The following is a 26,362-nucleotide window of genomic DNA, read 5'->3' on the forward strand; positions in this document are numbered from 1 at the left end:
ACATGGATATCAACGCCGCAGAAATTTCGAAGGTCATCAAGGACCAGATCGCCAATTTCGGCACCGAAGCGCAGGTCAGCGAAGTCGGTTCCGTTCTGACCGTGGGTGACGGCATTGCCCGCGTCCATGGCCTCGACAACGTCCAGGCGGGCGAAATGGTCGAGTTCGCCAATGGCGTTCAGGGCATGGCACTCAACCTCGAAGCCGACAATGTCGGCATCGTGATCTTCGGCTCGGACGCCGAGATCAAGGAAGGCGACACCGTCAAGCGCACCGGCACCATCGTCGACGTCCCCGTCGGCAAGGGTCTGCTGGGCCGCGTCGTCGACGGCCTCGGCAACCCGATCGATGGCAAGGGCCCGATCGAATATACCGAGCGCAAGCGCGTCGAAGTCAAGGCGCCGGGCATCATCCCCCGCAAGTCGGTGCACGAACCCGTGCAGACCGGCCTGAAGGCGATCGACGCCCTCGTCCCCGTCGGCCGTGGCCAGCGCGAGCTGATCATCGGTGACCGCCAGACCGGCAAGACCGCCGTCGCGATCGATACCTTCATCAACCAGAAGGGCATCAACGCGGGCGACGACGAGAGCAAGAAGCTCTACTGCATCTACGTCGCCGTCGGCCAGAAGCGCTCGACCGTCGCGCAGATCGTCAAGCAGCTCGAAGAAAATGGCGCGATGGAATATTCGATCGTCGTCGCCGCGACCGCTTCGGAACCCGCTCCGCTCCAGTATCTGGCGCCCTATACCGGCGTCACCATGGGCGAATTCTTCCGCGACAACGGGATGCACGCCGTGATCGTGTATGACGACCTTTCCAAGCAGGCCGTCGCCTATCGCCAGATGTCGCTGCTGCTGCGTCGTCCTCCGGGCCGCGAAGCCTATCCGGGCGACGTCTTCTATCTGCACAGCCGCCTGCTGGAACGCGCTGCGAAGATGAACGACGCCAATGGCAATGGCTCGCTGACCGCGCTGCCGATCATCGAGACCCAGGCAGGCGACGTGTCGGCCTACATCCCGACCAACGTGATCTCGATCACCGACGGCCAGATCTTCCTCGAAACCAACCTCTTCTACCAGGGCATCCGTCCGGCCATCAACGTCGGCCTGTCGGTGTCGCGCGTCGGCTCGGCCGCGCAGACCAAGGCGATGAAGAAGGTTTCGGGCTCGATCAAGCTGGAGCTGGCCCAGTATCGCGAAATGGCGGCCTTCGCCCAGTTCGGCTCGGACCTCGACGCCTCGACCCAGAAGCTGCTGAACCGCGGCGCGCGCCTGACCGAACTGCTCAAGCAGGGCCAGTTCTCGCCGCTGCCGTTCGAAGAGCAGACCGCGTCGATCTTCGCCGGCACCAACGGCTATCTGGACGGCATCCCGGTCAAGGACGTGACCCGTTATGAAGAGCTGATGCTCGCCTATCTGCGTCACGACCACCCCGAAGTGCTGACCGCGATCCGCGACAGCAAGGATCTGGGCGACGACGCCAAGGGCAAGCTGAAGGCTGCGCTGGACTCGTTCGGCAAGACCTTCGCTTAAGACGCTGTGCTGACCGCCCATTCCCTTCTTGCCTGGACCGTGATGTCGATCGGTCTGGTGCTGCTGCCGGGGCCGGACACCATGTTGGTGGCCGGCCACGCGGCGCGCCGCGGCTTCAAGGCGGGAATGGCGGCGATCGGCGGCATCCAGCTCGGCGGCCTGTTCTACATGCTGTTGTGCGGCTTCGGCTTCCTCAGCGTGCTGAATGCGGTGCCGGGGCTGTTCTTGGGCGTTAAGATCGCCGGTGCCCTCTATCTGGCCTGGATGGGCTTTGGCCTGCTGCGCGGCGCGATCAAGCCGGCACCGGCAAGCGAAACGCCCAGGGTCCGGATCGGCGGATCGCCCTTCGCCCAGGGCCTGGTCAGCACCGTGCTGAACCCCAAGGTCGCGATCTTCTTCCTCGCCGCGCTGCCGCAGTTCGTGGGCACCGGCCCGGATGCGCCGTGGCAGGGCATGCTGCTGATCGCGATCGTCTATGGGCTCGGTTTCCTGTGGTGCGCCCTGCTTGCGCTGCTCGCCACCAAGGCGGGCCGCAAAGTGGGGCAGAGCAGCGCGATGCGCTGGTTCGAAGGCGCCATGGGCGTCGGTTTCTTTGGTCTCGCGGGCCGTCTGGCCCTTGCTCGGAATATTTGAACTATGGCTAGCCTCAAGGAACTGAAGCTGCGCATCGGGTCGGTGAAGTCGACCCAGAAGATCACCAAGGCGAAGCAGATGGTCGCCGCGGCCAAGCTGCGCAAGGCGCAGGCCGCTGCCGAAGCTGCGCGCCCCTATAGCGAGCGACTGGAAGCGGTCGTCGCGAGCCTGGCGACCAAGATCGCCGGCGGCTCGGGCGAAGGCGCTTCGCCGCTGCTCGCCGGCACCGGCAAGGACGAAGTCCATCTGCTGGTCGTCGCCAATAGCGATCGCGGCCTTGCCGGCGCGTTCAACGCCAATATCGTGAAGGCCGCGCTGGCCAAGGCCCGCGCGCTGGAGCTGGATGGCAAGAAGGTGCTGTTCTACCTGATCGGCCGCAAGGGCCGTCCGGTGATCAACCGCACCTATCCGGGCAAGATCGTCGCCAATTACGACACCACCGGTGCCAAGGAACCGGGCTTTGCCCAGGCCCAGGCGGTGGCGCAGGAACTCAGCCAGATGTTCCTCGACGGCAAGTTCGACGTCGCCCATCTCTTCTACTCGCGCTTCAAGTCGGCGCTCGCGCAGATCCCGACCGAACAGCAGATCATCCCGGTGAAGATCCCCGCCGACGCCGACCGCAACGCGATCGCCGCCACGGTGGAATATGAGCCGAGCGAGGAAGCGATCCTCGACGACCTGCTGCCGCGCAACGTCACGGTGCAGATCTTCAAGGCGCTGCTGGAAAACAACGCGTCCGAACAGGGTGCGTCGATGACCGCGATGGACAATGCGACCCGCAATGCCGGCGATCTCATCAACAAGCTGACGATCCAGTATAACCGCAGCCGCCAGGCCGCGATCACCACCGAACTCGTCGAAATCATCTCGGGCGCCGAAGCCCTCTAAGGACAAGCAGGCAAGGACATAGTCATGGCAACCACCAACAATGTAGGCCGCATCTCGCAGGTCATCGGCGCCGTCGTCGACGTGACCTTCCCCGATGCGCTTCCGGCGATCCTTTCGGCGCTGGAAACCAGCAACAACGGCCAGCGCCTGGTGCTGGAAGTCGCCCAGCATCTGGGTGAGAACACCGTCCGCACCATCGCGATGGACTCGACCGACGGTCTGACCCGCGGCCAGGAAGTCACCGACACCGGCGCGCAGATCTCGGTTCCGGTCGGCCCGGCCACCCTCGGCCGCATCCTGAACGTCGTCGGCGAGCCGATCGACGAGCGCGGCCCGGTTGCCACCGAACTGCGTTCGCCGATCCATGCCAAGGCCCCCGAATTCGTCGACCAGTCGACCGACGCGTCGATCCTGGTCACCGGCATCAAGGTCATCGACCTTCTGGCCCCCTATGCCAAGGGCGGCAAGATCGGCCTGTTCGGCGGCGCTGGCGTCGGCAAGACCGTGCTCATCCAGGAACTGATCAACAACATCGCCAAGGGCCATGGCGGCACTTCGGTCTTCGCGGGCGTCGGCGAACGCACCCGTGAAGGTAACGATCTGTACCATGAATTCCTCGACGCCAACGTGATCGCCAAGGATGCCGACGGCAACGCGATCAGCGAAGGTTCGAAGGTGGCTCTGGTTTATGGCCAGATGAACGAACCGCCGGGCGCCCGTGCCCGCGTCGCCCTGTCGGGCCTGACGATCGCCGAATATTTCCGCGACGTCGAGAACCAGGACGTGCTGTTCTTCGTCGACAACATCTTCCGCTTCACCCAGGCGGGCGCGGAAGTGTCGGCTCTGCTCGGCCGTATTCCTTCGGCCGTGGGCTATCAGCCGACCCTGGCGACCGACATGGGTCAGCTGCAGGAACGCATCACCTCGACCAACAAGGGTTCGATCACCTCGGTCCAGGCCGTCTACGTCCCCGCGGACGACTTGACCGACCCGGCGCCGGCGACCTCGTTCGCGCATCTTGACGCCACCACCGTTCTCAACCGCGCCATTTCGGAACTGGGCATCTATCCGGCGGTCGATCCGCTGGACTCGACCAGCCGCGTTCTGGAACCCCGCGTCGTCGGCCAGGAACATTACGACACCGCCCGTGCCGTCCAGTCGATCCTGCAGAAGTACAAGTCGCTGCAGGACATCATCGCGATCCTGGGCATGGACGAACTGTCGGAAGAGGACAAGATCACCGTCGCCCGCGCGCGCAAGATCCAGAAGTTCCTGTCGCAGCCGTTCCACGTCGCCGAAGTCTTCACCGGCATCTCGGGCAAGTTCGTCCAGATCGAAGACACGGTGAAGTCGTTCAAGGCCGTGGTCGATGGTGAATATGACCATCTGCCCGAAAACGCCTTCTACATGGTCGGCGGCATCGACGAAGCCATCGAAAAGGCGAAGAAGCTGGCTGCCGAAGCAGCCTAAGCTCTAACCTCATATACCCCTCCCCGGTTCGGGGAGGGGGCATAGGACATAAAAATGGCACTGCATTTCGAACTCGTGACCCCTGAAAAGCTCGTCCGCTCGGAAGAGGTCTATCAGGTCGTCGTTCCCGGCACCGATGGCGACTTCGGCGTGCTGGAGGGCCATGCGCCCTTCATGTCGACCGTGCGCGATGGCGCGATCCAGATCTTCGCATCGGCTGGCGCCGCACCGGAAATCATCCCGGTCGAGGGCGGCTTTGCCGAAGTGAATGAAAAGGGCCTGACGGTTCTCGCCGAAAAGGCGGGCTGAGGCACTTTCCTCCATCACTAGTCTGTGACCAAGAAAGGCCGCGCTCCTCATCGGAGCGCGGCCTTTCTTGGTTATCCACTCCTTAACCTAGCCTCTTTATCGCGATGCTCAGTTGAGGAGCATCCATGCCTTATCTGTTTCAGGACCTGTTCGCCCTGGTCCTCGCCACCATTCTTGCACCACTCATCCTCTATTTGCCGGGTTTGGGACTGGTGCGACTGCTGCCTCGCTGCGGCGTAGCTGTCGAGGGCTCGTGGGAGCGCATCGGGTGGGCCATGCTGCTCGGCCTTTCCGTCCTTCCCGTGTTGGACACCTTGATGATAAGGTTCGGGGGCATTCCCGCCATGCTGCTGCTCAACGGGTTGCTGGCACTATGGGGTGCCAGATTGCGGGGCGTTAGCATTAGGCATTGGCGTGCCATATTCCCTCTCCTCGTCGCGGCAATGCTCTGGTGGCTGATCTGCGCCTGGAGCTATGTCGATATCGATATTAACGGCTCGCTCTACCAGAGCTTCACCATCCTCGATCTGGTCAAGCACGCCGCCGTAACCGAACAGATAGTGCGGGAAGGCATTCCCTTCTCCGACCCCTTCTACGCACGCGATGGCGTGGCCGGTTACTATCATTATTTCTACGTCTGGCCCGCCGCAATCCGCTGGATCGGTGGTGACCTGATCAGCGCGCGCATGGCCTTCGTCGCCACGGCCTATTGGGCAGGCTTTGCCGTAATCGCGTTGATATGGCGGATCATGGCGGATGCAGCATTCATCCGGCCCAGCAGAGATTATCGCCTGCTCATGTTGGCGATCCTCTTCTGCTTCATGTCCGGTGCAGACCTGCTGTTCATGTTGTTCCGTTTCCTGGTCACCCATCGGATCGAGCCGCAACTTGACACTTGGAATTCGGAAGTCCGCACGCTCGGCACCTCCCTGATCTGGGTCCCGCATCACGTTTCTGCCATGGTCGCGGCTTGGACGGGCATGTTGCTGCTCGTTCACCCGGAGCGGAAAAACGGCGGCGCATGGCAGCCCATTTGCCTTGCCCTAATGGCAGGCACTGCCTTTGCCACAATGTTCGGCCTCTCTACCTGGATCGCCATCGGCATCGCCCCGTTCCTCGTCGGTTGGGCCTGCCTGACCCTGTGGCGGCGCAACATCCGCCTTCTGGTTGCAGGCCTGACCGCGCTTGTCCTATCGATCCCGCAATTTCACGACATATTGGACGCCCGGACGGACGGCAGCTTCCCTCTTGGCATCGGCGTTCGCAGTTTCACGCCATTCCTGGAAGATGACAGCATCGGGCAGCAATTGCTCCGCATTCCCCTGCTGCCACTCAATTACGGGCTGGAACTGGGCCTATGTGCGATCGGCGCATATTATTATTGGAGCCACCGCAAGGGGCGCAGCGATCGGGGAGCACCAACGCGCGCCCTGCTCTTCTGGAGTACGCTTGTTACGCTGTTCGTGGCCAGCTTCCTGCGGTCGACGATCATCTACAATGACCTTGGCTGGCGCGTGATCCTGTTCACCGTCATGGCAACGATCATCTGGACATTGCGATATGCGCAGAGCATCCCCTCTCTCCGGAAACTGCGCCCATTGGCGATGACCTTGCTGGTCCTTGGCCTTGCCGGCACGACATGGGACATTATCGGCCTGCGGATCATTCGGTCACCCTTGTTCCCCGTACGACCGATCGAACTCAACAATGCGCCCCCAATCAGCCATGCGCTGCGGGACGCATATGGATGGGCGGATCGCCATCTGCCCGCCGACGCCGTGCTCCAATATAATCCGACCATCACCGCGCGCGGCATCGATTTCGGGCTTTATGGCCATAATTGGCCCTCGATCGCAGATTTCCAGGCCAATCTGTTCGGCGCCAGCCAGAAGCTGGTCGACGACCGGCTGGCGGTGGTCGCGCCGATCTTCAATCAATCGCTTGCAACCAGCGAGATGATGGCGCGCGCGCGCGCCGCCCAGATCGACTATCTGCTCTTCACTCAGCGTGACCCGGTCTGGCGCGCGCATCATGCGCCTCCGACGACGACACCCTGCCTATATCGCACGCCCCTAATCTGCGTCCTAGCTGTTCCTTCCGAAGGCCGGCCATGAAGATGTCCGTAAAAATGTGGTTTGGCCTAGCCTTCGCTTATGGCGCAACGCTTGCATTCGGGCTCGCTCTCTATGTCGGCCTTATCCGCAGCCCCTTGCTCGGTTCTCTATCGATCCTGTTCTACAGGGGCGTCATGATTGCCGGACTGACTGCAGCCATCATGCTGGTTGGCGGACTGATGCTCAGACGGTGGCGGCCGCCGGTGCCAACCCTAATCGGCGCCATCGCCTTGTCCCTGGCTTTCAACATCTGCTTCCTCATCACTTTTCCGGTCACCTTCGACCGTTCGATCACCATGTTCCTGCTGGCCCGTATCGAACGACAGGATGGTCAACTCGACGCACGCGCGTTGGAAGACGTCTACACGCGGGAATATCTGGGCGAGATGCGGCAGATTGATCGACGGGTCGAGGAACAGACCATGTCCGGCAATATCCGCGTAGAACACGGTCGAATTCATATCACGCCACAAGGGCGCCGCCTGTTGTCTGGCGGACGCCTGATCGGCGGCTGGTTTGGCGCAGACCCGCGGTTCGTTACGCCTCCACCACCGTCAAACGCCCATTAGCCATTTGTCAAAGTTTCCAGCTTATTCACCTTCTCCAGCCATGGTGAATCGGCCCATTTTGGGGTGGCTGGCCCGATCGCAGAATTCCGGCGGAGAGTTATGAGCGCATTTGGACGGAAAAATGGACCTGCCGGCATCAAGCCGGGTTTCGGCGTCGCCCGACCGATGCACAGCGGCGGCGCGGCGCGCGAGGAGGCCCCGCGCGGCGGCGAGCAGTTCCCGCCGCTCGACCTGGCCGCCCTGCCGGGCGAAATTCCGCTCGACCCGCTGTCGGCGCCGACCAGCCAGATGCAGCGCAATGCGGACGCCATGTCGCGCCTGTCCGAACGCGCCAATGCCGAACATGTCGCCGATGCCGGCCCGCAAGGGTTCGAGGCGTCAGTTCACAAGATCAAGGAACAGGTGCTTCCCCGCCTGCTCGAACGCGTCGATCCCGAAGCGGCCGCGACCCTGACCAAGGATGAACTGGCGGAAGAATTCCGGCCGATCATCATGGAAGTTCTGGCCGAGCTGAAGCTGACGCTCAACCGGCGCGAGCAGTTCGCGCTGGAAAAGGTTCTGGTCGACGAGCTTCTGGGCCTCGGCCCGCTCGAAGAGCTGCTGGCCGACCCGGACATCAGCGATATCATGGTCAACGGCCCCGAGCAGACCTATGTCGAAAAGAAGGGCAAGCTCCAGATCGCGCCGATCAAGTTCCGCGATGAAGAGCATCTGTTCCAGATCGCCCAGCGCATCGTGAACAAGGTCGGCCGCCGCGTCGACCAGACCACGCCGCTGGCCGACGCCCGCCTGCCCGACGGTTCGCGTGTCAACGTGATCGTGCCGCCGCTCAGCCTCAAGGGCACGGCCATCTCGATCCGTAAATTCTCGGCCAAGCCGATCACCATCGACATGCTCGCCCAATGGGGCGCGATGAACCAGAAGATGGCGACCGCACTCAAGATCGCCGGTGCCTGCCGTTTCAACATCGTCATTTCGGGCGGTACCGGTTCGGGCAAGACGACGATGCTCAACGCGCTGTCGAAGATGATCGATCCGGGCGAGCGCGTGCTGACCATCGAGGACGCGGCCGAACTGCGCCTGCAGCAGCCACACTGGCTGCCGCTCGAAACCCGCCCGCCCAACCTGGAAGGCCAGGGCGCGATCACCATCGGCGACCTCGTCAAGAACGCCCTGCGTATGCGTCCTGATCGCATCATCCTGGGCGAAATTCGTGGCGCGGAATGTTTCGACCTGCTCGCCGCGATGAACACCGGCCATGACGGCTCCATGTGTACGCTCCACAGCAATAGCCCGCGCGAATGCCTGGGTCGTATGGAGAACATGATCCTGATGGGCGACATCAAGATCCCGAAGGAAGCCATTTCCAAGCAGATCGCCGACTCGGTCGACCTGATCGTCCAGGTGAAGCGTCTGCGCGACGGTTCGCGCCGCGTCACCAATGTGACCGAGGTGATCGGCATGGAAGGCGACGTCATCGTCACCCAGGAACTGTTCAAGTTCGAATATCATGACGAGGATGACAGCGGTAAGATCATCGGCGAATATCGCTCGATGGGCCTGCGCCCCTATACGCTCGACAAGGCCCGCATGTTCGGCTTCGACCAGCCCTTCCTGGAAGCCTGCCTCTGATCCTCAGGGAATAAGGGCGCCCGCTCCCGCGTAGATGGGGATGTGAATCGTCACATCCTCATCGCGGGAGCAGCCTTTTTTTGTCCGTTCGATCCCTTTCGCGCCATGGCCTCGCCGCCATGGCGAGCGCCTTTCTGGGCGATGTCGCGCTGGCGTCAGACGCCTATCCCGACGTGCCCGAACCGATGATCTTCGACATGATGCGGCCGCTGGGCGCCAAGCGCGGCGAACTGGAGGTCAATACGCTGGCGACCGTTCCGCTGTCGGGCGATGACGACGCCGTCCATTGGGCGCCGGAAATCGAATATGCCTTTGCCGACGGCTTCGCGATCGAGGGCGAACTGCCCTTCGTCAACGGCCGGCTCGCCGAACTGAAGCTAGGCCTGCAGGCGAGTTTCGGCACCACCGGCGGCGGACGCACCGGTCATGGCGTCCAATATCTCGGCATTTATGACCGCCGCGCCAAACAATATCGCAGCAGTTTCGCCTATATGGCGGCCCATCGCTACAATAGCCGCTGGAGCAGCGTGACGATGGCGGGGCTCGCCGACGTCAAGCTATCGGGCGGCCATGGCCGCAATGGCGTGATCCTCAACCACTCAGCCTTCTACGACAGTCGCGAAGGGCAGGTATTGGGGCTGGAGATCAATTATCAGGGCGGCAGCGAGGGCGGCCTGCTGCTTATGCCGCAATTGCACCAGCAACTGGGCGGCAATTTCGCCATGCAGGCGGGGCTTGGCGCGGAACGGCCGCGCGACGATGTCTTCCGTCCCACCGCCGGCCTGCGCATCATTCGTCAATTTTAATTGGCCATCGATGGAATAGGCGCGATCCGACAAGCGTATGCGGGGCATGACGCTGCATTCCCCGCTCTCTTCCCTTCGCGCCCATATTCATGCCGCCCTGCCGGTCGCCGCGGCGCCGGCATCATCCCGGCCGCTGAAGATCGCGCTGTTTTCGGGCAATTATGATTGCGTGCGAGATGGCGCGAACCGGGCGCTCAACCGCCTGGTCCGGCATATGCTGGACCAGCATGGGGCAGAGGTGCGCATCTATTCGCCGACCGCGCCGACGCCGGCCTTCGCCTCGGCCGGCGATGTCCGATCGGTGCGCTCGCTCTGCATTCCCGGTCGCCCGGAATATCGTCTCGCGATCGGCCTGACCCGTGCCGCCCGTGCCGATCTGGAGGCGTTCCAGCCTGACATCGTGCATCTGTCCGCGCCCGACCTGCTCGGTCGGCAGGCGCTGAACTGGGCGCGGTGCAACGCCGTTCCGGCCGTCGCCAGCCTGCACACCCGGTTCGAAACCTATCTTGCTTATTACCGCCTCGGCTTCCTGCGCCCAAAGGTCGAGGCCTATCTCGATCGCTTCTATGGCGATTGCGACCGCATCCTTGCCCCGACCCCGCCGATCGCTGCGGACCTCGCCGCAATCCATGGCGCCGAGCGCATTGCCCTCTGGAGCCGGGGCGTCGATCGATCCGTCTTTCATCCGGCAATGCGAGATGAAAGCCTGCGCGCCCAGCTTGGCTATGCGCCCGACGATGTCGTGCCGCTCTTCTTCGGCCGGCTGGTCCGGGAAAAGGGACTCGACATCTTCGCCGACGCCATCATGGCGGCACGCGCCAGCGGCGTGTCGCTGCGCCCGCTGATCCTGGGCGATGGCCCGGCGCGCGATGCCCTCGCCCGCCATCTGCCCAATGCCAGCTTTACCGGCCATGTCGAAGGGGCACGTCTCGGCGCGCTGGTCGCCAGCGCCGACATATTGGTCAATCCCAGCGTCACGGAGGCGTTCGGCAACGTCAATCTGGAGGCGATGGCCAGCGGCCTTGCCGTCCTGTCGGCCGACGTCCCCAGCGCATCCGCCCTGATCGATAATGGCGTCAACGGACTGCTGGTGCCGCCGGGCGACATTGGCGCCTATGCTGGCGGCGTGGCTTCCCTCGTCCGCGACACCGGCCTAAGGCGGCGGCTTGGCCACGCGGCGGAGGCGACGGCGGGCGACTATCGCTGGGACCATGTCCTGGATTCGGTGGCGCGCGTCTATCGCGAACTGGCGAGCGCCCCAATGGAATGATGTGGATGACGGGCAAGCGGACGGACATGGAAATGGAGGCGGACCTGCGCGCCATGCGCCGCTATGCCCGCGCCCTGTCGCGCGACCATGTCGTCGCCGACGATGTGGTGCAGGACGCCGTGATGCGCGCGATCGAACGGCGCGATCAGTTCCAGCCCGATCGCAGCCGCCGCCGCTGGCTGCTGGCCATCGTCCACAATGTCTTCATCTCGGCCAAGCGGCGCGAGGCGGCGGAAACGCGCCGCAATCTGGCCTTTGCCCAGATCCAGGTCGATCATGCCGATCCTGACCAGGAAGTGCGCGCCGACCTGATGCAGGTCGCCCGCGCCTTTGCCGACCTGCCCGACCATCAGCGCGCCGTCATGCACCTGACCGTCGTCGAAGGGCTGAGCTATCAGGAAAGCGCCGATCTTCTGGGCATAGCAGTCGGCACGGTGATGTCGCGCCTTGCCCGCGCGCGGGCGACATTGCGACAGGACAGGGACAGGCAGCCGCGCGATCGGCTGCGCATCGTGGGAGGACAGGATGAGTGAGGATCCTTCGGAGATCGAACTGATGGCCTATGTCGACGGCCAGCTCGATCCCGGCCGGCGCTTTGCGGTGGAAACCCGCCTGTCGCGCCGGCCCGACCTCGCCGCGCAGGTGATGGGCGACCTCAGCGCCCGCACCGGGCTGCGCCTGTTGGCGCAGGACCGTGCCCCCCTGCCCGAAGCCATGGCGGCACAGGCGAGCGCGATCAGCCCGCCGGCCGCGCGCCATCGTCGCTTTGCGATCGGCGCCGGCGGCGGCCTTGCCCTGCTGGCGGCAAGCTTCGTTGCCCTGCTCATGGTGCGCGACGGGCCGCCCGCCTATGTCGTCGATGCCGCCACCTCGCACCGCGTCGCCATGATCCGCGCCCGGATGCAGGGACAGATCGAATCGCCCAGCTTCGACCCGCGCGAGATATTGGCCAGCACCCATATCGACATTCCCGGCCTGCCCGCCGACTGGCGCGTGACCGATGTCCAGCTCTTCCCCGGTGAACGCACCCCCGCACTGCTGATCGCGCTACGCACGCCCGAAGGGCGCGACCTGTCCATCTATGCCATGCACCAGCGCACCGACGCGCCCGAGCGGCCGGATTCGGTGCGAGAGGGCGCCCAGTCGGTGGCCTATTGGCGGCGCGGCGACATGTCCTATGCGCTGACTGGCGAGGATGAACCGGCCGCGATCGACGCCACGGCGGAATCGATCGCGGGCAGTTGGTCCTGACCGGCCGGTCCATAAGCACCGGATTTCCTTGCCAGTGGGATGCGGGCACGGCACACCCTGCGCTCCAGATCCGTTGAGAGGTTGCCCATGTCCGCTTTTCCCCGCCGATCGATCGCGCTTGCCGCTGCCCTTGCCCTCCTGCCGCTGGGCGCGGCCGTCGCCCAGCATGCCGGCCATGGCGCCGATCCGGTGGCAGCCGCCATCGGCGCGTCCAGCCGTACCCCGGCCAATGTCGCCCGCGACAAATATCGCCATCCGCTGGAAACGCTCGCCTTCTTTGGCGTGACGCCGACCCAGACGGTGGTGGAATGGGCGCCGAGCGGCGGCTGGTACACGGAAATCCTGGCGCCGCTGCTGCGCGACAAGGGCAGCTTCTACGCGCTCCAGCCCACCGGCCGCTATCTTGACGGCTACAAGAAGTTCCTGGCCGAAAAGCCGCAGGCCTATGACAAGGTGAAGCTGGTCGCCTATCCCGAGGAAGCCGCCAGCATCCCGGCCAACAGCGTCGACACCGTGCTGACCTTCCGCAATGTCCACAACATGGTCATGGGCGGCAGCGAGGATGCGACCTTCAAGGCCTTCTTCGCCATGCTCAAGCCCGGCGGCACGCTGGGCATCGTCGACCATCGCCTGCCCGAAGATCGCGACACGGCGCTGGAAAAGAGCAGCGGCTATCTCAAGGTCTCGACCATTCGCCGTATCGCGGAAGGCGCGGGCTTCGAATATGTCGGCGCATCGGAAGTGAACGCCAATCCCAAGGACACGGCCGACTGGGAAAAGGGCGTCTGGACCCTGCCGCCCACGCTGCGTAACGGCGAAGTTGACAGGGCGAAATATGTTGCGGTCGGCGAAAGCGACCGCATGACGCTGAAATTCCGTAAGCCGCTCAAGTAAGAAACCCGGTCCAGCCCGGTTGCGCCATCGCGTAACCGGGTTAAGGAAGCGGCGTGTCCAGCGCCGCCGCCCCGTCCCGCCCGCATCGCCCGCTCTTCGCCATCGGCCTGCGCCTGGTCGCGGTCATCTGCCTGGCGGTAATGTTCGTGACCGGCCGGGTTGCCGACGCCCATGGCGTCCATCTGGTCGAAACCCTCTTCTACCGTCAGGCGCTTGCCCTGCCCGTGGTCTTCGCCTGGCTGGCGATGAGCAGCGGCATCGGCGCCATCCGCACCCGGCGGATCAGTGTCCATGCGACCCGCATGGTCATCGGCCTCACCGGCATGGCGCTCAACTTCTTGTCCTACATCCTGTTGCCGCCGGCCGAGGCGACAACGATCGGCTTCACCATGCCGATCTTCGGCACGATCCTGTCGGCGCTGATCCTGCGCGAACCCACCGGCATCCATCGCTGGGCTGCGGTCCTGATCGGCTTTCTGGGCGTCCTCATCATGGTCCGGCCCGAAGGCGGCCATTTTCCGCCGATGGGCGTTGCCGTCGCCATCACCGCCGCGCTGGTGACGGCCAGCGTCAGCCTGGTGCTGCGCGAGCTTGGCCGCACCGAGAGCGCAGGAGTCGTCGTCTTCTGGTTCACTGCCCTGTCAGTCCCACCGCTCGGCATCGGCATGCTCTTCTATGGCCAGCCGCATGACGCGCAGACCTGGGGCCTGTTGCTGATGATCGGCCTGTTCGGCGGCATCGCGCAGCTTTGCCTCACCGCCGCGCTGCGCTGGGCGCCGGTGTCGGTGGTACTGCCGATGGATTATAGTTCGATCCTGTGGACCACGCTGCTGGGCTGGGCGATCTGGGGCGACTGGCCGATGTGGACGACCTGGGTCGGCGCCGCGCTGATCATCGCCAGCGGCCTCTATATCGCCTGGCGTGAACATCGCCACGACAGGCGTATCGCGGCAGCTTAGGCCAGCAGTTCCGCGTCTAGGCTGATATCGGCCTTCAGCAGTTTCGATACCGGGCATCCGGCCTTCGCCTTGGCGGCCAGTTCCTGGAAGGTCGCATCGTCGGCGCCGGGGATCTTCGCCTTCAGGGTCAGCTTGCTCGCGGTGATGGCAAAGCCGCCATCCTGCTGCTCCAATGTGACGACTGCGCTCGTCTCCATCTTTTCCGCCGTCAGCCCGGCTTCGCCCAGGATCAGCGACAATGCCATGGTGAAGCAGGAGGCATGGGCCGCCGCGATCAGTTCTTCCGGATTGCTGCCCGGCATGCCCTCGAACCGGGTGGCGAAGCCATAGGGATAGGCGTCGAGCGCGCCGCTCTGGGTCGAGATCGTGCCCTTGCCGTCCTTCAGGCCGCCGCTCCAGGCCGCCGAACCGCTGCGATTGATCTTCATGCCGATGCTCCTTGCTGTGAAGCGGAGGAACCCCAGCGGTTCCCCATGGTTGCATCAGAATAGAATGTTTTTGCAGGAGAGTGACAATGGCCGAGATGATGAGCGCGCATCGCCATGACCTGATCGCGTCCGACCGGGTCGAGGGCACCGCCGTCTACAACCGCCAGGGCGACAGGCTTGGCAAGATTTCCCATTTCATGGTCGACAAGCGCAGCGGCCATGTGCGCTATGCGCTGCTGTCCTTCGGCGGTTTCCTGGGCATGGGCAATGAACATTATCCCCTGCCCTGGTCGATGCTGGCCTATGATACGGACAAGGGCGGCTATGTGATCGAACTGGCCAAGGAGGTGCTGGAACAGGCGCCCCACTATCTGGACGAGGACCGGCCGGCCTTCGACGATGCCTATGGTCGCAACGTCTACCAATATTATGGGCTGATCTACCCCTGGTAGCTTTTTCCTGCCCGTTCAGGGGCTTGATGCGGGCGCGCGGCCATGGGGTCGACGCGCCCGTTTATCTGCCATTCAGGTTGCCCAGATTCTGACACATTTCGGCGCTCACCCATTGTCTACCAGATGAATAGTATTATTTTGGGAGGCTCAGAATATAGGACGAGGATAAGGATAATGGAGCGATTCGGACATTCGGGTGACGCGCGCCAGCCGGTCGTGCTGACCATCCCCGGCCTCAACAACAGCGGCCCGGATCATTGGCAGACATTGTGGGACAGCGGACGCGGCGATTGCCAGCGCGTCGATCTGGGCAGCTGGGCCAGCCCCAATCGCAATGCCTGGGTCACGCGGCTCGACGCCGCCATTCGCCAGGCTGACGGCCCGGTCATCCTGGCGGCGCACAGCCTGGGCTGCCTGGCCGTCGCCTGGTGGGGCGCCCTGCAAAGCCAGGCCTATGGCTGGCCGGTGACCGGCGCGCTGCTGGTGGCGCCGCCCGATTGCGACCGGATGGAGACGCCCGAAACGATCGGCGGATTCGGCCCTACGCCGCGCACCCCGCTGCCCTTCCCGTCGATCCTCGTCGCCAGTCGCAACGACCCCTATATCTTCTTCGAACGCGCCCACAGCATCGGCAAGAATTGGGGCAGCCAATTCGTCGATGCCGGCCATAGCGGCCATATCAACGCGGATTCGGGGCTGGGCGCCTGGGGCTTTGGCCAGGCGCTGCTGGAACGGCTGATCGACAATGCGCAGGAACAGGCGTCCGCCGTGCGCCAGATGCGCCCGGCCATGCCGATGGCGCGGCTCGATCGCCCGTCCGACGGGCTGCGCATGACCAGCTGATATCGGCCCCAGACATCGCCGGGGCGCGACAAGAGAATCTTGCGCGCCCCTTATATTTGCTTTTTTGTCTACTAATGCAGTTGAGTTAAAACGCGGCCAGAGGGATGAACATGACCGAACATAGAACCATCGAACTTCGCCACAGCCGCGCCGAAGGCCAGCGCCCCGACATCATCGCCAGCATCGACAAGGTGCGCGACGTGCTGGAAGGGCTGCGCTTCGGCTCCATCACATTGACCGTCCACGACGCCCGCGTCGTGCAGATCGACGTCACCGAAAAGACGCGCCTGACCGCCTGACCGATCAAGGGAGGGCAAGCGCATAGATCAGGGCATGTCGGGGATGGCATGCCGATGCGGCACTGGGGACGCCGCATCACCAGAAACGACCCCAGCACGGCTTTGACCGGACCACCGGAAACGCCGCGATCAAAACTCACCGGACCTCCGGAACCAAGGGGAAGAACATGATTGCGCGTTTTCTGTTGCTCGCCAGCGTGGCGAGCGCGTCATTTGTCACGCCTGCCGCCTTTGCGGCCGAAGCCGCCCAACCCGCTGCCGCCGATGACCAGCAGGCCAGCAGCCCGCGCGGCGACGTGATCGTCGTCACCGCCCGCCGCCGTCAGGAAACCGCGCAGGAAGTGCCCCTGGCCATTTCCGTGGTGAAGGGCGACAGCATCGAGGCGACAGGCAATTTCAACATCGTGAAGCTGCAGCAGCTCGCACCGACGCTGCAGGTCTACACCACCAATCCACGCAACACCTCGGTCAACATCCGCGGCCTTGGCGTGCCGTTCGGCCTCACCAGCGACGGCTTCGAACAGGGCGTCGGCATCTATGTCGACGATGTCTATAATAGCCGCGTCGCTGCCGCGACCTTCGACTTCCTCGACGTCAATCAGGTGGAAGTGCTGCGCGGTCCGCAGGGCACGCTCTATGGCAAGAACACCACGGCGGGCGCGATCAACATCACGACCAACCAGCCGACCTTCGACTTCGAGGGGCGCGCCGAATTGACGGTCGGCAATCTGAACTACAAGCAGGCGAAGGCCGCCATTTCCGGCCCGCTGACCGACACGATCGCCGCCCGCATCGCCGTCGCCGCGACCAGCCGCCGCGGGACGCTCTACAATGTGACCAGCCAGCGCTGGATCAACGAGCAGGACAATCTGGGCATTCGCGGCCAGCTGCTGTTCCAGCCGACCGAGGATTTCAGCCTCACCTTGTCGGGCGACTATAGCAAGCAGGATCCCGAATGCTGCGGCACCACCTTCGTGCGCGTCGGCAAGACCCAGCGTCCGCTCAATCGCCAATATGATGCGCTCGCCGCTGCCCAGGGCTATGTCGTGCCCAGCCGCAACCCCTATGACCGGCTGACGGACCTCGATTCCAACCTCAATGCCGGCAACAAGATCGGCGGCGTGTCGGCCAAGATCAAATGGGATGTCGGCCCTGGCACGCTGACCTCGGTCACCGCGTGGCGCTTCTGGGACTGGAAGCCTGAAAATGACCGCGACTTCACCGGCCTGTCGATCGTCTCCAAGTCGCAGAACCCCTCGCAGCAGGACCAGTATAGCCAGGAATTCCGCTATAATTACGAAAGCAAGGACATCGACTTCGTCGTCGGCCTGTTCGGCTTCAAGCAGCGGATCGACACACAGGGCACCGAACAGCAGGGCGAAGATGCCGCCCAGTGGAGCCTTGCCCCCTCGACCGACCCGAACAATCCTGCCAACATTCCGGCCACTCTGGCGGGCCTGACCGCCAGCAACACGCAATGGCTCAAGGCCGACAGTGCCGCCCTGTTCGGTCAGCTCAGCTGGAAGGTCACGGATGCCCTGACCATCCAGCCCGGCGTGCGCCTGAACTATGACAAGAAGTCCGGCTTCTACCAGCGTGTCGTCACCAACGCGCAGGGCCAGGCCATCAGCTGCACCACGGTTGCGGAGCCCGGCACCATCAAGGGAACGACGCAGCAGTGCGGCGTTTACCAGCCCCAGGTCAGTTCCCCGTCCGACAGCGCCTGGAACTTCACCTATGACTTCAACGTCAATTACAAGATCGCGCCGGACGTGCTGGCCTATGCGACCTATGCGAAGAGCTTCAAGACGCTGGGCATCAACCAGAATGGCCTGCCGCTCAACGCCGACAACACCGTCAATTACGACGCCAGCACAGTGAAGCCGGAATCGGTCAATCATTATGAAATCGGCCTCAAGACCCAGTTCCTGGATCGCCGGGCGACCTTCAACCTCACCGCCTTCCGCACCGACATCAAGAATTTCCAGGCGACCGTGAATGGCGGCCAGTTCGGCACGGTGCGCGGCTATCTCGCCAATGCCGGCAAGGTCCGTTCGCAGGGGATCGAGGCGGATTTCAAGATCGTCGCCAGCGACCGCTTCACCGCCTATGCCAATGGCGCCTTTACCGACGCCAAGTACAAGAAGTTCGTCGACGCCCCCTGCCCGCCCGAATTGTCCGGCGGCACCTACCAGCCGTCGGGCGCCACCCCGGATTATTCGCAGCCCGGCGTCCCCGGCGCACTCAGCCCACGCCAGTGCGACATTTCGGGGCAGAACCTGCCCGGCGTGTCGAAATGGGCCTTCTCCTACGGCGCGGAATATAACATTCCGGTCACGCTGCTGGCGAAGGACGGGCAGCTTTATCTGGGCGTCGACGGCAATTACCGTTCGCACTGGAACAGCAATGCCTCGCCATCCATCTACACCGAAGTGAAGGGCTATGCCCTGACCAACGTCCGCGCCGGCTTCCGCGGCGAAGGCTTCGATGTGTTCGGCTGGGTGCGCAACGCCTTCGACGTCAACTATATCGAAAACCTCCAGGTCGCACCGGGCAATACCGGCCTGATCGCCGGCCAGGTCGGCGATCCCCAGACCTGGGGCGGCACGATCAAATTTTCCTTCTGATCCGATCGGACACGGACAGGACGGCCGGCCGGCGCGTGCATCATGCCGCGCCGGCCGGTCCGGCATTTGCACGCCGCCCCGCGCTGGGCTAGACCGCGCCCCATGTCCACGACCTTCACGCTCGACACCGCGACCAGCCGCGCCAATCCCACGCCCGCGCCGATGAAGCGGCTGACCGTGCCGCAGATCCAGCGCCGCAAGTTCGAGGGCAAGACCGACGAGCCGCTGGTGATGCTGACCGCCTATACCGCGCGCCAGGCGCAACTGCTCGATCCGCATTGCGACATGCTGCTGGTCGGCGATTCGCTGGCCCAGGTCATCTATGGCCTGCCCTCCACCCTGCCGGTCACGCTCGACATGATGATCGCCCATGGCGCCGCCGTGGTGCGCGGCAGCTATCACAGCGTCGTGCTGGTCGACATGCCCTTCGGCTCCTATGAGGCATCGCCCCAGCAGGCCTTTGCCAGCGCCAGCCGCGTCATGGCCGAAACCGGCTGCGCCGGCGTCAAGCTGGAAGGCGGCGAGGCGATGGCGGAAACGATCCGCTTCCTCACCCAGCGCGGCATCCCGGTGATGGCCCATATCGGCCTGACGCCGCAGGCGGTGAACGCGCTGGGCGGCTATGGCGCGCGCGGCAAGAGCCAGGAGGAACATGCCAAGATCCTGGGCGACGCCAAGGCCGTGGCCGCCGCCGGCGCCTTTGGCATGGTGGTCGAAGGGGTGATGGAGGAACTGGCCGACATCATCACGACCAGCGTCGACATACCCGTGATCGGCATCGGCGCATCGGCCCGTTGCGATGGCCAGGTGCTGGTGGCGGAGGACATGCTGGGCATGTTCGAACGCACCGCCCGCTTCGTGAAACGCTACGCCAACCTTGCCGAAACGATCAGCCAGGCGGCAGAAAGCTATGCCGCGGAGGTGCGCAATCGCAGCTTTCCGGGCGATGATCAGGTCTATCGGCCGAAAAAGTGATTTGCGTGTCTCTGCCACGCCGCTAATGATCCCGCCTTCCGGCTGCCCCTACTGACCATTTTTCGGAGATTCCCGTGGCCCTGACGCCGCAAAACAGCGAAGCCTTCATGCGGGAGGTCGATGACGCCGTCCGCCAGGACCAGCTCCTGACCTTCTGGCAGCGTTATGGCCGCGCCCTGGCCGTCCTGCTGATCGTCGGCCTCGCCGCCTTTGGCGGCTGGCTCTACTGGCAGCATTACAGCAAGACCCAGTCGGAAGCCGTGTCCGAACAGATGGACAAGATGCTGGCGACCGCGGTCGGCGGCGGCACACCCGATGCCAAGGATGTCGATGCCCTGGCCAAGGCCAGCCAGCCCGGCTATCGTGCCTCCGCCCTGCTGGTGAAGGCCGGCCTCGCCGCGCGCAAGGGCGATAACAAGGCCGCGATCGAAGCCTATAAAGCGATGGCGGCGGACAGCTCGCTCGACCAGCCCTATCGCGACCTGGCCCTGATCCGTCAGACCACGATCGAATTCGATGCGCTCAAGCCGCAGCAGGTAGTCGATCGCCTCAAGCCCCTCGCCGTCGAGGGTGCGCCCTGGTTCGGCAGCGCCGGCGAACTGGTTGCTATCGCCTATATGAAGATGCGCAAGCCCGAGCTTGCCGGCCCGATGTTCGCGGCCATGGCCAAGGATGAGAATGTGCCCCAGTCGATCCGTTCACGTGCGCGACAGATGGCGGGTCTATTGGGAATTGATGCGGTCGAAACGCCCGCCGAACCGGTACAGGGATAAGCAAGCGCATGGCTAAGCACAGCATCACGAAATTCGGCCCGATGGGCCGTACCCTGACCACCGTCGCCCTGGTTGCGATGCTGGCGGGCTGCGGCGTGGTCGGCGGCAAGAAGGGCGGCCCCAAGACCCCGGTGGTCGGCAACCGCACCTCGATCCTGTCGAACGAACAGGGGATCGAAGTCGATCCGACCCTGGCTGACGTGCCCGTCACCCTGCCCGAATCCTACGCCAATGACCAATGGTCGCAGCCGGGCGGCGATCCGTCCAAGGCGATGGGCCATCTGGCGCTGGGCGCAGCGCCGCAGCAGGCCTGGACCGCATCGATCGAAGGCAGCACGCCCCAGGCGCGCCTGGCCTCCGCACCCGTCGTGTCCGGCGGCAAGCTGTTCGTGATCGACGCCGGCGCCCATGTCATCGCGATGGATGCCAACACCGGCCAAAAGCTGTGGCAGACCAGCCTTCCGGCCGAAGGCAATGGTCGTGCCCTGTTCGGCGGCGGCGTCAGCGTCCTGGGCGACAAGCTGTTCGCCAGCACCGGCGTCGGCGACGTCGTGTCGATGAATGTCGCCGATGGCTCGATCGGGTGGAAGGTCCATCCCGGCGGCCCGCTGCGCGGCGCCCCGACGCTGGAAAATGGCCATGTCTATGTGATGGGCCAGGACAACCAGATCTTCGCCCTCAACCAGAGCGACGGCGCGACCCAGTGGACCGACAGCGGCACGCTGCAGGTGACCGGCATTTTCGGCGTGGCCGCTCCGGCCGCCGCGCAGGGTACGGTGATCGCAGGCTACAGCTCGGGCGAGATCAACGCCTATCGCTATGAAAATGGCCGCACCCTGTGGGGTGATGCGCTATCGCGCACCAGCATCTCCACCGCCGTCGCCTCGCTGACCGACATCGACGCCGATCCGGTGATCGACCGTGGCCGCGTCTTCGCGATCGGCCAGGGCGGCCGCATGGCCTCCTATGAACTCACCAGCGGCCAGCGCCTGTGGGAAATCAACATCGCCGGCATCTCCACCCCCTGGATCGCAGGTGAGTGGGTGTTTGCCGTCACCAGCGATGCCAAGCTGCTCTGCGTCGCCCGCGCGACCGGCAAGATCCGCTGGATCAGCCAGCTGCGCCGCTGGCAGAAGGAAAAGAAGAAGGACAAGGCGATCCGCTGGACCGGCCCGGTCCTTGCCGGTGGCCGCCTGATTCTGGTATCGACACATGGTGATCTCAACTATGTCGATCCGGCAACCGGCACCATCCAGCAGGCAGTGGACATGAACAAGTCCATGTCGCTCTCGCCGGTGGTCGCCAACAACATGCTCTACATCCTTGCCGATGACGGCAAGCTGACGGCGCTGCGTTAAGGGCAGCGATAGAAAGGAAACGGGCCCACATCATGCTGCCCACAGTTGCCATTGTCGGGCGGCCCAATGTGGGCAAGTCCACCCTTTTCAACCGCCTGGTCGGCAAGAAGCTGGCGCTGGTCGATGACCAGCCCGGCGTCACCCGCGACCGGCGCGAGGGCGAGGCTCATCTTCTGGGCCTCGACTTCACCATCATCGACACCGCCGGCTATGAGGATGAAGATCCCCACAGCCTGCCCGGCCGCATGCGCATGCAGACCCAGGCCGCGGTCGAGAATTGCGACGTCGCCCTGTTCATGGTCGATGCCCGCGCCGGCATCACCCCGCTGGACGAGGAAATCGCCCGCTGGCTGCGCGAGGGCGATGCCCCGGTGATCCTGGTCGCCAACAAGGCCGAGGGCAAGGCGACCGAAGCCGGCGTCATGGAAGCCTTCATACTGGGCCTGGGCGAACCCATCCCCTTCTCCGCCGAACATGGCCAGGGCCTGGCCGACCTGTTCCAGGCGCTGCTCCCCTATCTCGAGCGCGAGGATGGCGAGGAGCATGAGAAGGAATTTTACGAGGACGAAGAGAGCGCGCCGCTCAAGCTCGCCATCGTTGGCCGTCCCAATGCCGGCAAGTCGACCCTTATCAACCGGCTGCTCGGCGAAAACCGCCTGCTGACCGGCCCGGAAGCCGGCATCACCCGCGACAGCATCGCCGTCGACTGGATGTGGACCAGCTATGAGGGCGAGGAACGCCCCGTCCGCCTGATCGACACCGCCGGCATGCGCAAGCGCGCCAAGGTGCAGGACAAGCTGGAAAAGCTGGCCGTGTCCGATGGCCTCAATGCCGTGAACTTCGCCGAAGTCGTGGTGCTGCTGCTCGACGCCACCCGCGGGCTGGAGGCGCAGGATCTGCGCATCGCCGACAAGGTGCTGGAGGAAGGCCGCGCCCTTATCGTCGCCCTCAACAAATGGGATACGGTGGAACATGGCTCGGCCCTGTATCAGGGTATCAAGCAGGCGCTGTTCGACGGCCTGGCGCAGGTGCGCGGCGTGCCGATCATGACTGTGTCGGCGGCCACCGGAAAGGGCCTCGATGACCTGATCAAGGTCGCGTTCGAAACCCGCACCGCCTGGTCGCAGCGCATTTCGACCGGTGTGCTCAACCGCTGGTTCGAAGCCGCGCTGGAGGCCAATCCGCCGCCGGCACCGGGTGGCAAGCGGATCAAGCTGCGCTACATCACCCAGAACAAGACGCGCCCGCCGACGTTCGTGCTGTTCGGCACGCGGCTCGACGAATTGCCCGAAAGCTATCGCCGCTATCTGGTGAACGGCATCCGCAAGGAACTGGGCTTTGGCGCCGTGCCGGTGCGCCTGACGCTGCGTAGCGCCAAGAATCCCTATGCCAAATGAGGCGGGCGGCCCCGATGCCGCCCCCTTTCATGTCGACGCCAGGGGCATGAAATGTCCCTGGCCCGTCCTGCGCGCCGCCCGAGCGATGCGTGACGCAGATCATGTGACGATCGATGCCGACGACGCTATCGCGCCGCGTGAACTGGCAGCGCTGGCGCAGCAGCATGGATGGCAATTTTCCGCTCTTTCCCCGCAGCGTTTCGCACTCAGCAAGGTGCCGGCTTAACCGGCTGTTTACGCCCGCCGGCTAATCTCGCGAGCGTCAGGAAAGGAGTGCGCAGGTGCCCGAACACGCTACCGAACTGGTGGACTGGAACGATTTTGCCCGGACCCGCACGGAGCTGGGTACGGCTTTCATGCGCATTCTGGGCTATTTCCGCGAAGATGGTGAAAAGGCGATCGGCAGCATCGAGCAGGCCTTTCGCGATCGCGATGCCGTGTCCCTCGTCCGTCCGGCCCATACGCTAAAGGGCGAATCGGCTCAGTTCGGCGCCCATCGGCTCAGTGCCATGGCCGAAGAGATCGAGATGGTCGCACGCCGCTGCGTCGAATTTCGCGAGAGCCCGGACGAACTGATCGAGACCGTGGTGGCGCTGCGCCCCTGCTTTACCGAGACCATGGCCCTGCTCGATCGCGACGCCAATCCGCTGGTCGCGCGCCGTCCCACCTTCGGCCGCCGCGTCGAACCGCAGGGCTTTGGTCGCGCCGGCTGATATTCGGTATTGAAATAAAACTGACCATGGCCCCATATGGCGGCCATGACCCGCTTCTCCGTCCTTGATCTCGTCCCTGTCCGCGAAGGCAGCGACGTATCCGCCGCCCTTGCCGACGCTGCCGATCTGGCCGCCCATGCCGAAGCATTGGGCTATCACCGCCTCTGGGTGGCCGAACATCATGGCATGCCCGGCATCGCGTCGGCCGCCACCGCCGTCGTGCTCGCCCATATCGGCCAAGCGACTTCATCCATCCGCATCGGCGCGGGCGGCATCATGTTGCCCAACCACGCGCCGCTGCTGATCGCCGAACAGTTCGGCACGCTCGATGCGCTGTTCCCCGGCCGCATCGACCTAGGCCTGGGCCGCGCCCCCGGTTCCGACCAGAAAGTGTCGCAGGCCATCCGCCGCAGCCTCAGCGGCGGGGCCGACCAGTTCCCCCGTGACGTGATCGAACTCCAGGCCTATTTCGCCGGCGACGATCGACTGGGCATTCAGGCCACGCCGGGCGAAGGCGCCAATGTCCCGCTCTGGATTCTCGGCTCCAGCCTCTACGGCGCGCAACTGGCGGCCGCGCTCGGCCTGCCCTACGCCTTTGCCTCCCATTTCGCGCCGGCCGCGCTGGACGAGGCGCTGGCCATCTATCGCCGCGACTTCCGCCCTTCGGCCCAGCTTGACCGCCCCTATGCCATGGCCGGCTATAATATCTTCGCCGCCGACAGTGCGGTGGAGGCAGAACTGGTCGCCAGTTCGATGCAACAGGCCTTCGTGCGGCTGCGCACCGGCCAGCCCGGCAAGCTGCAACCGCCGCTGGCGGGCTATTATGACAGCCTGCCGATGCAGGCGCGGGCGATGCTGTCCGACGTCCTGAGCGCCTCCAGCATCGGCACTCAGGCGGATGTCGAGCGCGACCTGGCCGCCTTCATCGATCGCACCGGCGTGGACGAGGTGATCATTGCCGCCCAGATCTTCGATCCGGCGGCGCGCAAGCGCAGCTATGAAATCGCCATGGCAGCGGCGCAGGCGATCGGCGCCCGCGAACTGGCCTAATGCCTCAGGTGGCGGCCAGCCGGCCGCCACTCATCAGCCCGGCCATGGTCGGCGACAGGCGCTGCATCAGGTTGCCGATCAGGATGACCACCGCCAGCACGAGGATGGGCTGGGCGATCAGATAGAGCGGATAGAGCGGCGATCCGAGCGGACCGAACAATTGCCCCAGTAGCGGCCCGCCCAGCCAGATCAGGATCAGATGGGCGCAGAAGAGGAAGAAGGCATAGGGCTCGACCCGCATCAGCAGGCCGCGCGCCGGGCTTTCGGCCAGTGCCCAGGCCAGCCGCCAGAAGCAGAGCGATGCCGCCATGCGCACCGCCATGTCGAGGCACGCCAGGGCCAGCGGCGCCAGCCCCGCCCCGCCCTTGAGCGAGACATAGAGCTGCGCGCCCATCAGCAGGCCGAAGGGCAGGGAAGCTGCCAGCATCGGCACAGCCGCGGCCCGGTCCGCCCAGCCCTCCCGCCGGGCCAATATGCCGATAGTGAAGAAGAAGAGGATCGACGGGCGCATCAGCACCGGCGGCCCGAGCCCCGCAATCTGGCATGACAGCGCCACCAGCGCGACCGCCATCAGCATCCAGTTGGGCAACCGCACCAGCAAGGGCGCCGCGACCATGCACAGGAACAGGTCGCGCAGGAACGGCATCTGGACATTGATGTCCGGATTGCGGTTGATGATGAACAATTCCTCGGCGATCCAGCCGCCCGACTGCGGCACCGGCGCCGACAGACCCAGCAGCCAGGCCGCGCCCGACACCAGCAGGATCGCCACCGCATTCCACAACAGCATCGGCAGCAGGATGGTCCGCGCCTTGCGTCCGACATGATCGAACCAGTTGCGCGTGCGCGCCGACCCGCCGACCAGCCAGCCGGAGATCAGGCCCAGCAGCGGCACCGCGCTGCGGCCGAAAATCTCCATCAGCACCCAGCGCAGCCCTTCCTGCGGGGAGCCACGCAGCAATTCCAGATCCTGGCCATTCCGTCCGGTCCAGGCATGGACATAGACGACACCCAGAATGCAGATCACACGCGCAATCGCGATCGCGTCGGAACGGCGCGTCGCATTGGCCAAGACGATATCGGGCAAGCAAAAATCCTGATTGTGGCAGGTTTCCAATGC

Annotated in this window: 27 protein-coding genes; 25 read left to right on the forward strand and 2 right to left on the reverse strand. The window is 64.4% G+C overall.

Features of this window, described 5'->3' with window-relative positions; genetic code table 11:
* Nucleotides 1-2 precede the first annotated feature (2 nt).
* The 14 genes from atpA (at nucleotide 3) to CG471_RS10465 (ending at nucleotide 14,327) form a co-directional block, all read left to right on the forward strand.
* Nucleotides 3-1,532, forward strand: coding sequence for a F0F1 ATP synthase subunit alpha (atpA, locus tag CG471_RS10400; protein WP_004210768.1), 1,530 nt, complete (start codon nucleotides 3-5; stop codon nucleotides 1,530-1,532).
* A 42-nt stretch (nucleotides 1,533-1,574) separates the two neighbouring features.
* Entirely contained in the window at nucleotides 1,575-2,165 is a 591-nt protein-coding gene (locus CG471_RS10405) for a LysE family translocator (RefSeq protein ID WP_017500519.1), read from the forward strand.
* A 3-nt stretch (nucleotides 2,166-2,168) separates the two neighbouring features.
* Entirely contained in the window at nucleotides 2,169-3,053 is an 885-nt protein-coding gene (locus tag CG471_RS10410; RefSeq protein WP_097382327.1) for a F0F1 ATP synthase subunit gamma, read from the forward strand.
* Nucleotides 3,054-3,077: 24 nt separating this feature from the next.
* Nucleotides 3,078-4,523: a F0F1 ATP synthase subunit beta gene (gene atpD / locus CG471_RS10415; RefSeq protein WP_004210765.1), complete on the forward strand. Its 1,446-nt coding sequence runs from the start codon at nucleotides 3,078-3,080 to the stop codon at nucleotides 4,521-4,523.
* Between the two features lie 54 nt (nucleotides 4,524-4,577).
* Nucleotides 4,578-4,832, forward strand: a complete 255-nt coding sequence (locus tag CG471_RS10420) for an ATP synthase F1 subunit epsilon (protein ID WP_004210764.1) — start codon at nucleotides 4,578-4,580, stop codon at nucleotides 4,830-4,832.
* Nucleotides 4,833-4,957: 125 nt separating this feature from the next.
* Complete coding sequence (locus CG471_RS10425) at nucleotides 4,958-6,946, forward strand: hypothetical protein (protein WP_099231830.1); 1,989 nt, start codon at nucleotides 4,958-4,960, stop codon at nucleotides 6,944-6,946.
* Nucleotides 6,943-7,515, forward strand: coding sequence for a hypothetical protein (locus CG471_RS10430; RefSeq protein WP_257211497.1), 573 nt, complete (start codon nucleotides 6,943-6,945; stop codon nucleotides 7,513-7,515). The genes CG471_RS10425 and CG471_RS10430 overlap by 4 nt, the downstream gene beginning before the upstream one ends.
* Before the next feature lie 99 nt (nucleotides 7,516-7,614).
* The gene (locus tag CG471_RS10435) at nucleotides 7,615-9,147 is read left to right on the forward strand and encodes a CpaF family protein (RefSeq protein ID WP_004210759.1); all 1,533 of its coding nucleotides are present in this window, start codon (nucleotides 7,615-7,617) and stop codon (nucleotides 9,145-9,147) included.
* An 80-nt stretch (nucleotides 9,148-9,227) separates the two neighbouring features.
* On the forward strand, nucleotides 9,228-9,953 hold the full coding sequence (locus tag CG471_RS10440; protein ID WP_257211498.1) for a hypothetical protein: 726 nt from the start codon (nucleotides 9,228-9,230) through the stop codon (nucleotides 9,951-9,953).
* Between the two features lie 46 nt (nucleotides 9,954-9,999).
* Nucleotides 10,000-11,223, forward strand: a complete 1,224-nt coding sequence (locus CG471_RS10445; protein ID WP_099231858.1) for a glycosyltransferase family 1 protein — start codon at nucleotides 10,000-10,002, stop codon at nucleotides 11,221-11,223.
* Nucleotides 11,224-11,228: 5 nt separating this feature from the next.
* Nucleotides 11,229-11,756, forward strand: coding sequence for a sigma-70 family RNA polymerase sigma factor (locus CG471_RS10450; RefSeq protein WP_038292604.1), 528 nt, complete (start codon nucleotides 11,229-11,231; stop codon nucleotides 11,754-11,756).
* Complete coding sequence (locus tag CG471_RS10455; protein ID WP_099231833.1) at nucleotides 11,749-12,474, forward strand: anti-sigma factor; 726 nt, start codon at nucleotides 11,749-11,751, stop codon at nucleotides 12,472-12,474. Before CG471_RS10450 ends, CG471_RS10455 begins: the two co-directional genes overlap by 8 nt.
* A gap of 87 nt (nucleotides 12,475-12,561) precedes the next feature.
* Complete coding sequence (locus tag CG471_RS10460) at nucleotides 12,562-13,368, forward strand: class I SAM-dependent methyltransferase (RefSeq protein WP_099231834.1); 807 nt, start codon at nucleotides 12,562-12,564, stop codon at nucleotides 13,366-13,368.
* A gap of 53 nt (nucleotides 13,369-13,421) precedes the next feature.
* Entirely contained in the window at nucleotides 13,422-14,327 is a 906-nt protein-coding gene (locus CG471_RS10465; protein WP_099231835.1) for a DMT family transporter, read from the forward strand.
* Here the strand turns inward: CG471_RS10465 and CG471_RS10470 are convergent.
* A complete protein-coding gene (locus CG471_RS10470) occupies nucleotides 14,324-14,755 on the reverse strand; it encodes an OsmC family protein (protein ID WP_099231836.1) in 432 nt (143 codons plus the stop codon). The genes CG471_RS10465 and CG471_RS10470 overlap by 4 nt on opposite strands.
* A gap of 86 nt (nucleotides 14,756-14,841) precedes the next feature.
* Here CG471_RS10470 and CG471_RS10475 point away from each other — a divergent pair, with 86 nt between their 5' ends.
* The 11 genes from CG471_RS10475 to CG471_RS10525 all read left to right on the forward strand — a co-directional run bounded on the left by CG471_RS10475 (nucleotide 14,842) and on the right by CG471_RS10525 (nucleotide 25,242).
* Nucleotides 14,842-15,207 (forward strand): PRC-barrel domain-containing protein, encoded by a 366-nt coding sequence (locus CG471_RS10475; protein WP_037511472.1) that lies wholly within the window; start codon nucleotides 14,842-14,844, stop codon nucleotides 15,205-15,207.
* 174 nt (nucleotides 15,208-15,381) lie between these two features.
* Nucleotides 15,382-16,050, forward strand: a complete 669-nt coding sequence (locus CG471_RS10480) for an alpha/beta hydrolase (RefSeq protein WP_010338566.1) — start codon at nucleotides 15,382-15,384, stop codon at nucleotides 16,048-16,050.
* A gap of 110 nt (nucleotides 16,051-16,160) precedes the next feature.
* Nucleotides 16,161-16,349 carry a YezD family protein gene (locus CG471_RS10485; protein ID WP_004210739.1) on the forward strand — a complete coding sequence of 63 codons (189 nt, stop codon included), beginning with the start codon at nucleotides 16,161-16,163 and terminating at the stop codon, nucleotides 16,347-16,349.
* Nucleotides 16,350-16,516: 167 nt separating this feature from the next.
* Nucleotides 16,517-18,976 (forward strand): TonB-dependent receptor, encoded by a 2,460-nt coding sequence (locus CG471_RS10490; RefSeq protein ID WP_010338564.1) that lies wholly within the window; start codon nucleotides 16,517-16,519, stop codon nucleotides 18,974-18,976.
* Nucleotides 18,977-19,078: 102 nt separating this feature from the next.
* Nucleotides 19,079-19,951 carry a 3-methyl-2-oxobutanoate hydroxymethyltransferase gene (panB, locus tag CG471_RS10495; RefSeq protein ID WP_004210735.1) on the forward strand — a complete coding sequence of 291 codons (873 nt, stop codon included), beginning with the start codon at nucleotides 19,079-19,081 and terminating at the stop codon, nucleotides 19,949-19,951.
* Between the two features lie 74 nt (nucleotides 19,952-20,025).
* Nucleotides 20,026-20,724 (forward strand): tetratricopeptide repeat protein, encoded by a 699-nt coding sequence (locus CG471_RS10500; RefSeq protein ID WP_004210734.1) that lies wholly within the window; start codon nucleotides 20,026-20,028, stop codon nucleotides 20,722-20,724.
* 8 nt (nucleotides 20,725-20,732) lie between these two features.
* Nucleotides 20,733-22,082 carry a PQQ-binding-like beta-propeller repeat protein gene (locus CG471_RS10505; RefSeq protein ID WP_004210733.1) on the forward strand — a complete coding sequence of 450 codons (1,350 nt, stop codon included), beginning with the start codon at nucleotides 20,733-20,735 and terminating at the stop codon, nucleotides 22,080-22,082.
* Between the two features lie 32 nt (nucleotides 22,083-22,114).
* Nucleotides 22,115-23,479: a ribosome biogenesis GTPase Der gene (gene der / locus CG471_RS10510; protein WP_010338561.1), complete on the forward strand. Its 1,365-nt coding sequence runs from the start codon at nucleotides 22,115-22,117 to the stop codon at nucleotides 23,477-23,479.
* The gene (locus tag CG471_RS10515; protein ID WP_026109037.1) at nucleotides 23,469-23,705 is read left to right on the forward strand and encodes a sulfurtransferase TusA family protein; all 237 of its coding nucleotides are present in this window, start codon (nucleotides 23,469-23,471) and stop codon (nucleotides 23,703-23,705) included. The genes der and CG471_RS10515 overlap by 11 nt, the downstream gene beginning before the upstream one ends.
* A gap of 55 nt (nucleotides 23,706-23,760) precedes the next feature.
* On the forward strand, nucleotides 23,761-24,192 hold the full coding sequence (locus CG471_RS10520; protein ID WP_010338559.1) for an Hpt domain-containing protein: 432 nt from the start codon (nucleotides 23,761-23,763) through the stop codon (nucleotides 24,190-24,192).
* A gap of 45 nt (nucleotides 24,193-24,237) precedes the next feature.
* Nucleotides 24,238-25,242 carry an LLM class flavin-dependent oxidoreductase gene (locus CG471_RS10525; protein WP_180275666.1) on the forward strand — a complete coding sequence of 335 codons (1,005 nt, stop codon included), beginning with the start codon at nucleotides 24,238-24,240 and terminating at the stop codon, nucleotides 25,240-25,242.
* A gap of 4 nt (nucleotides 25,243-25,246) precedes the next feature.
* Here the strand turns inward: CG471_RS10525 and CG471_RS10530 are convergent, their stop codons facing one another.
* A complete protein-coding gene (locus tag CG471_RS10530; protein ID WP_099231859.1) occupies nucleotides 25,247-26,329 on the reverse strand; it encodes an acyltransferase in 1,083 nt (360 codons plus the stop codon).
* Nucleotides 26,330-26,362 lie beyond the last annotated feature (33 nt).

Origin of the sequence: Sphingobium sp. IP1 (assembly GCF_002708645.1) — a bacterium.
Taxonomy (GTDB): Bacteria; Pseudomonadota; Alphaproteobacteria; order Sphingomonadales; family Sphingomonadaceae; genus Sphingobium; species Sphingobium yanoikuyae.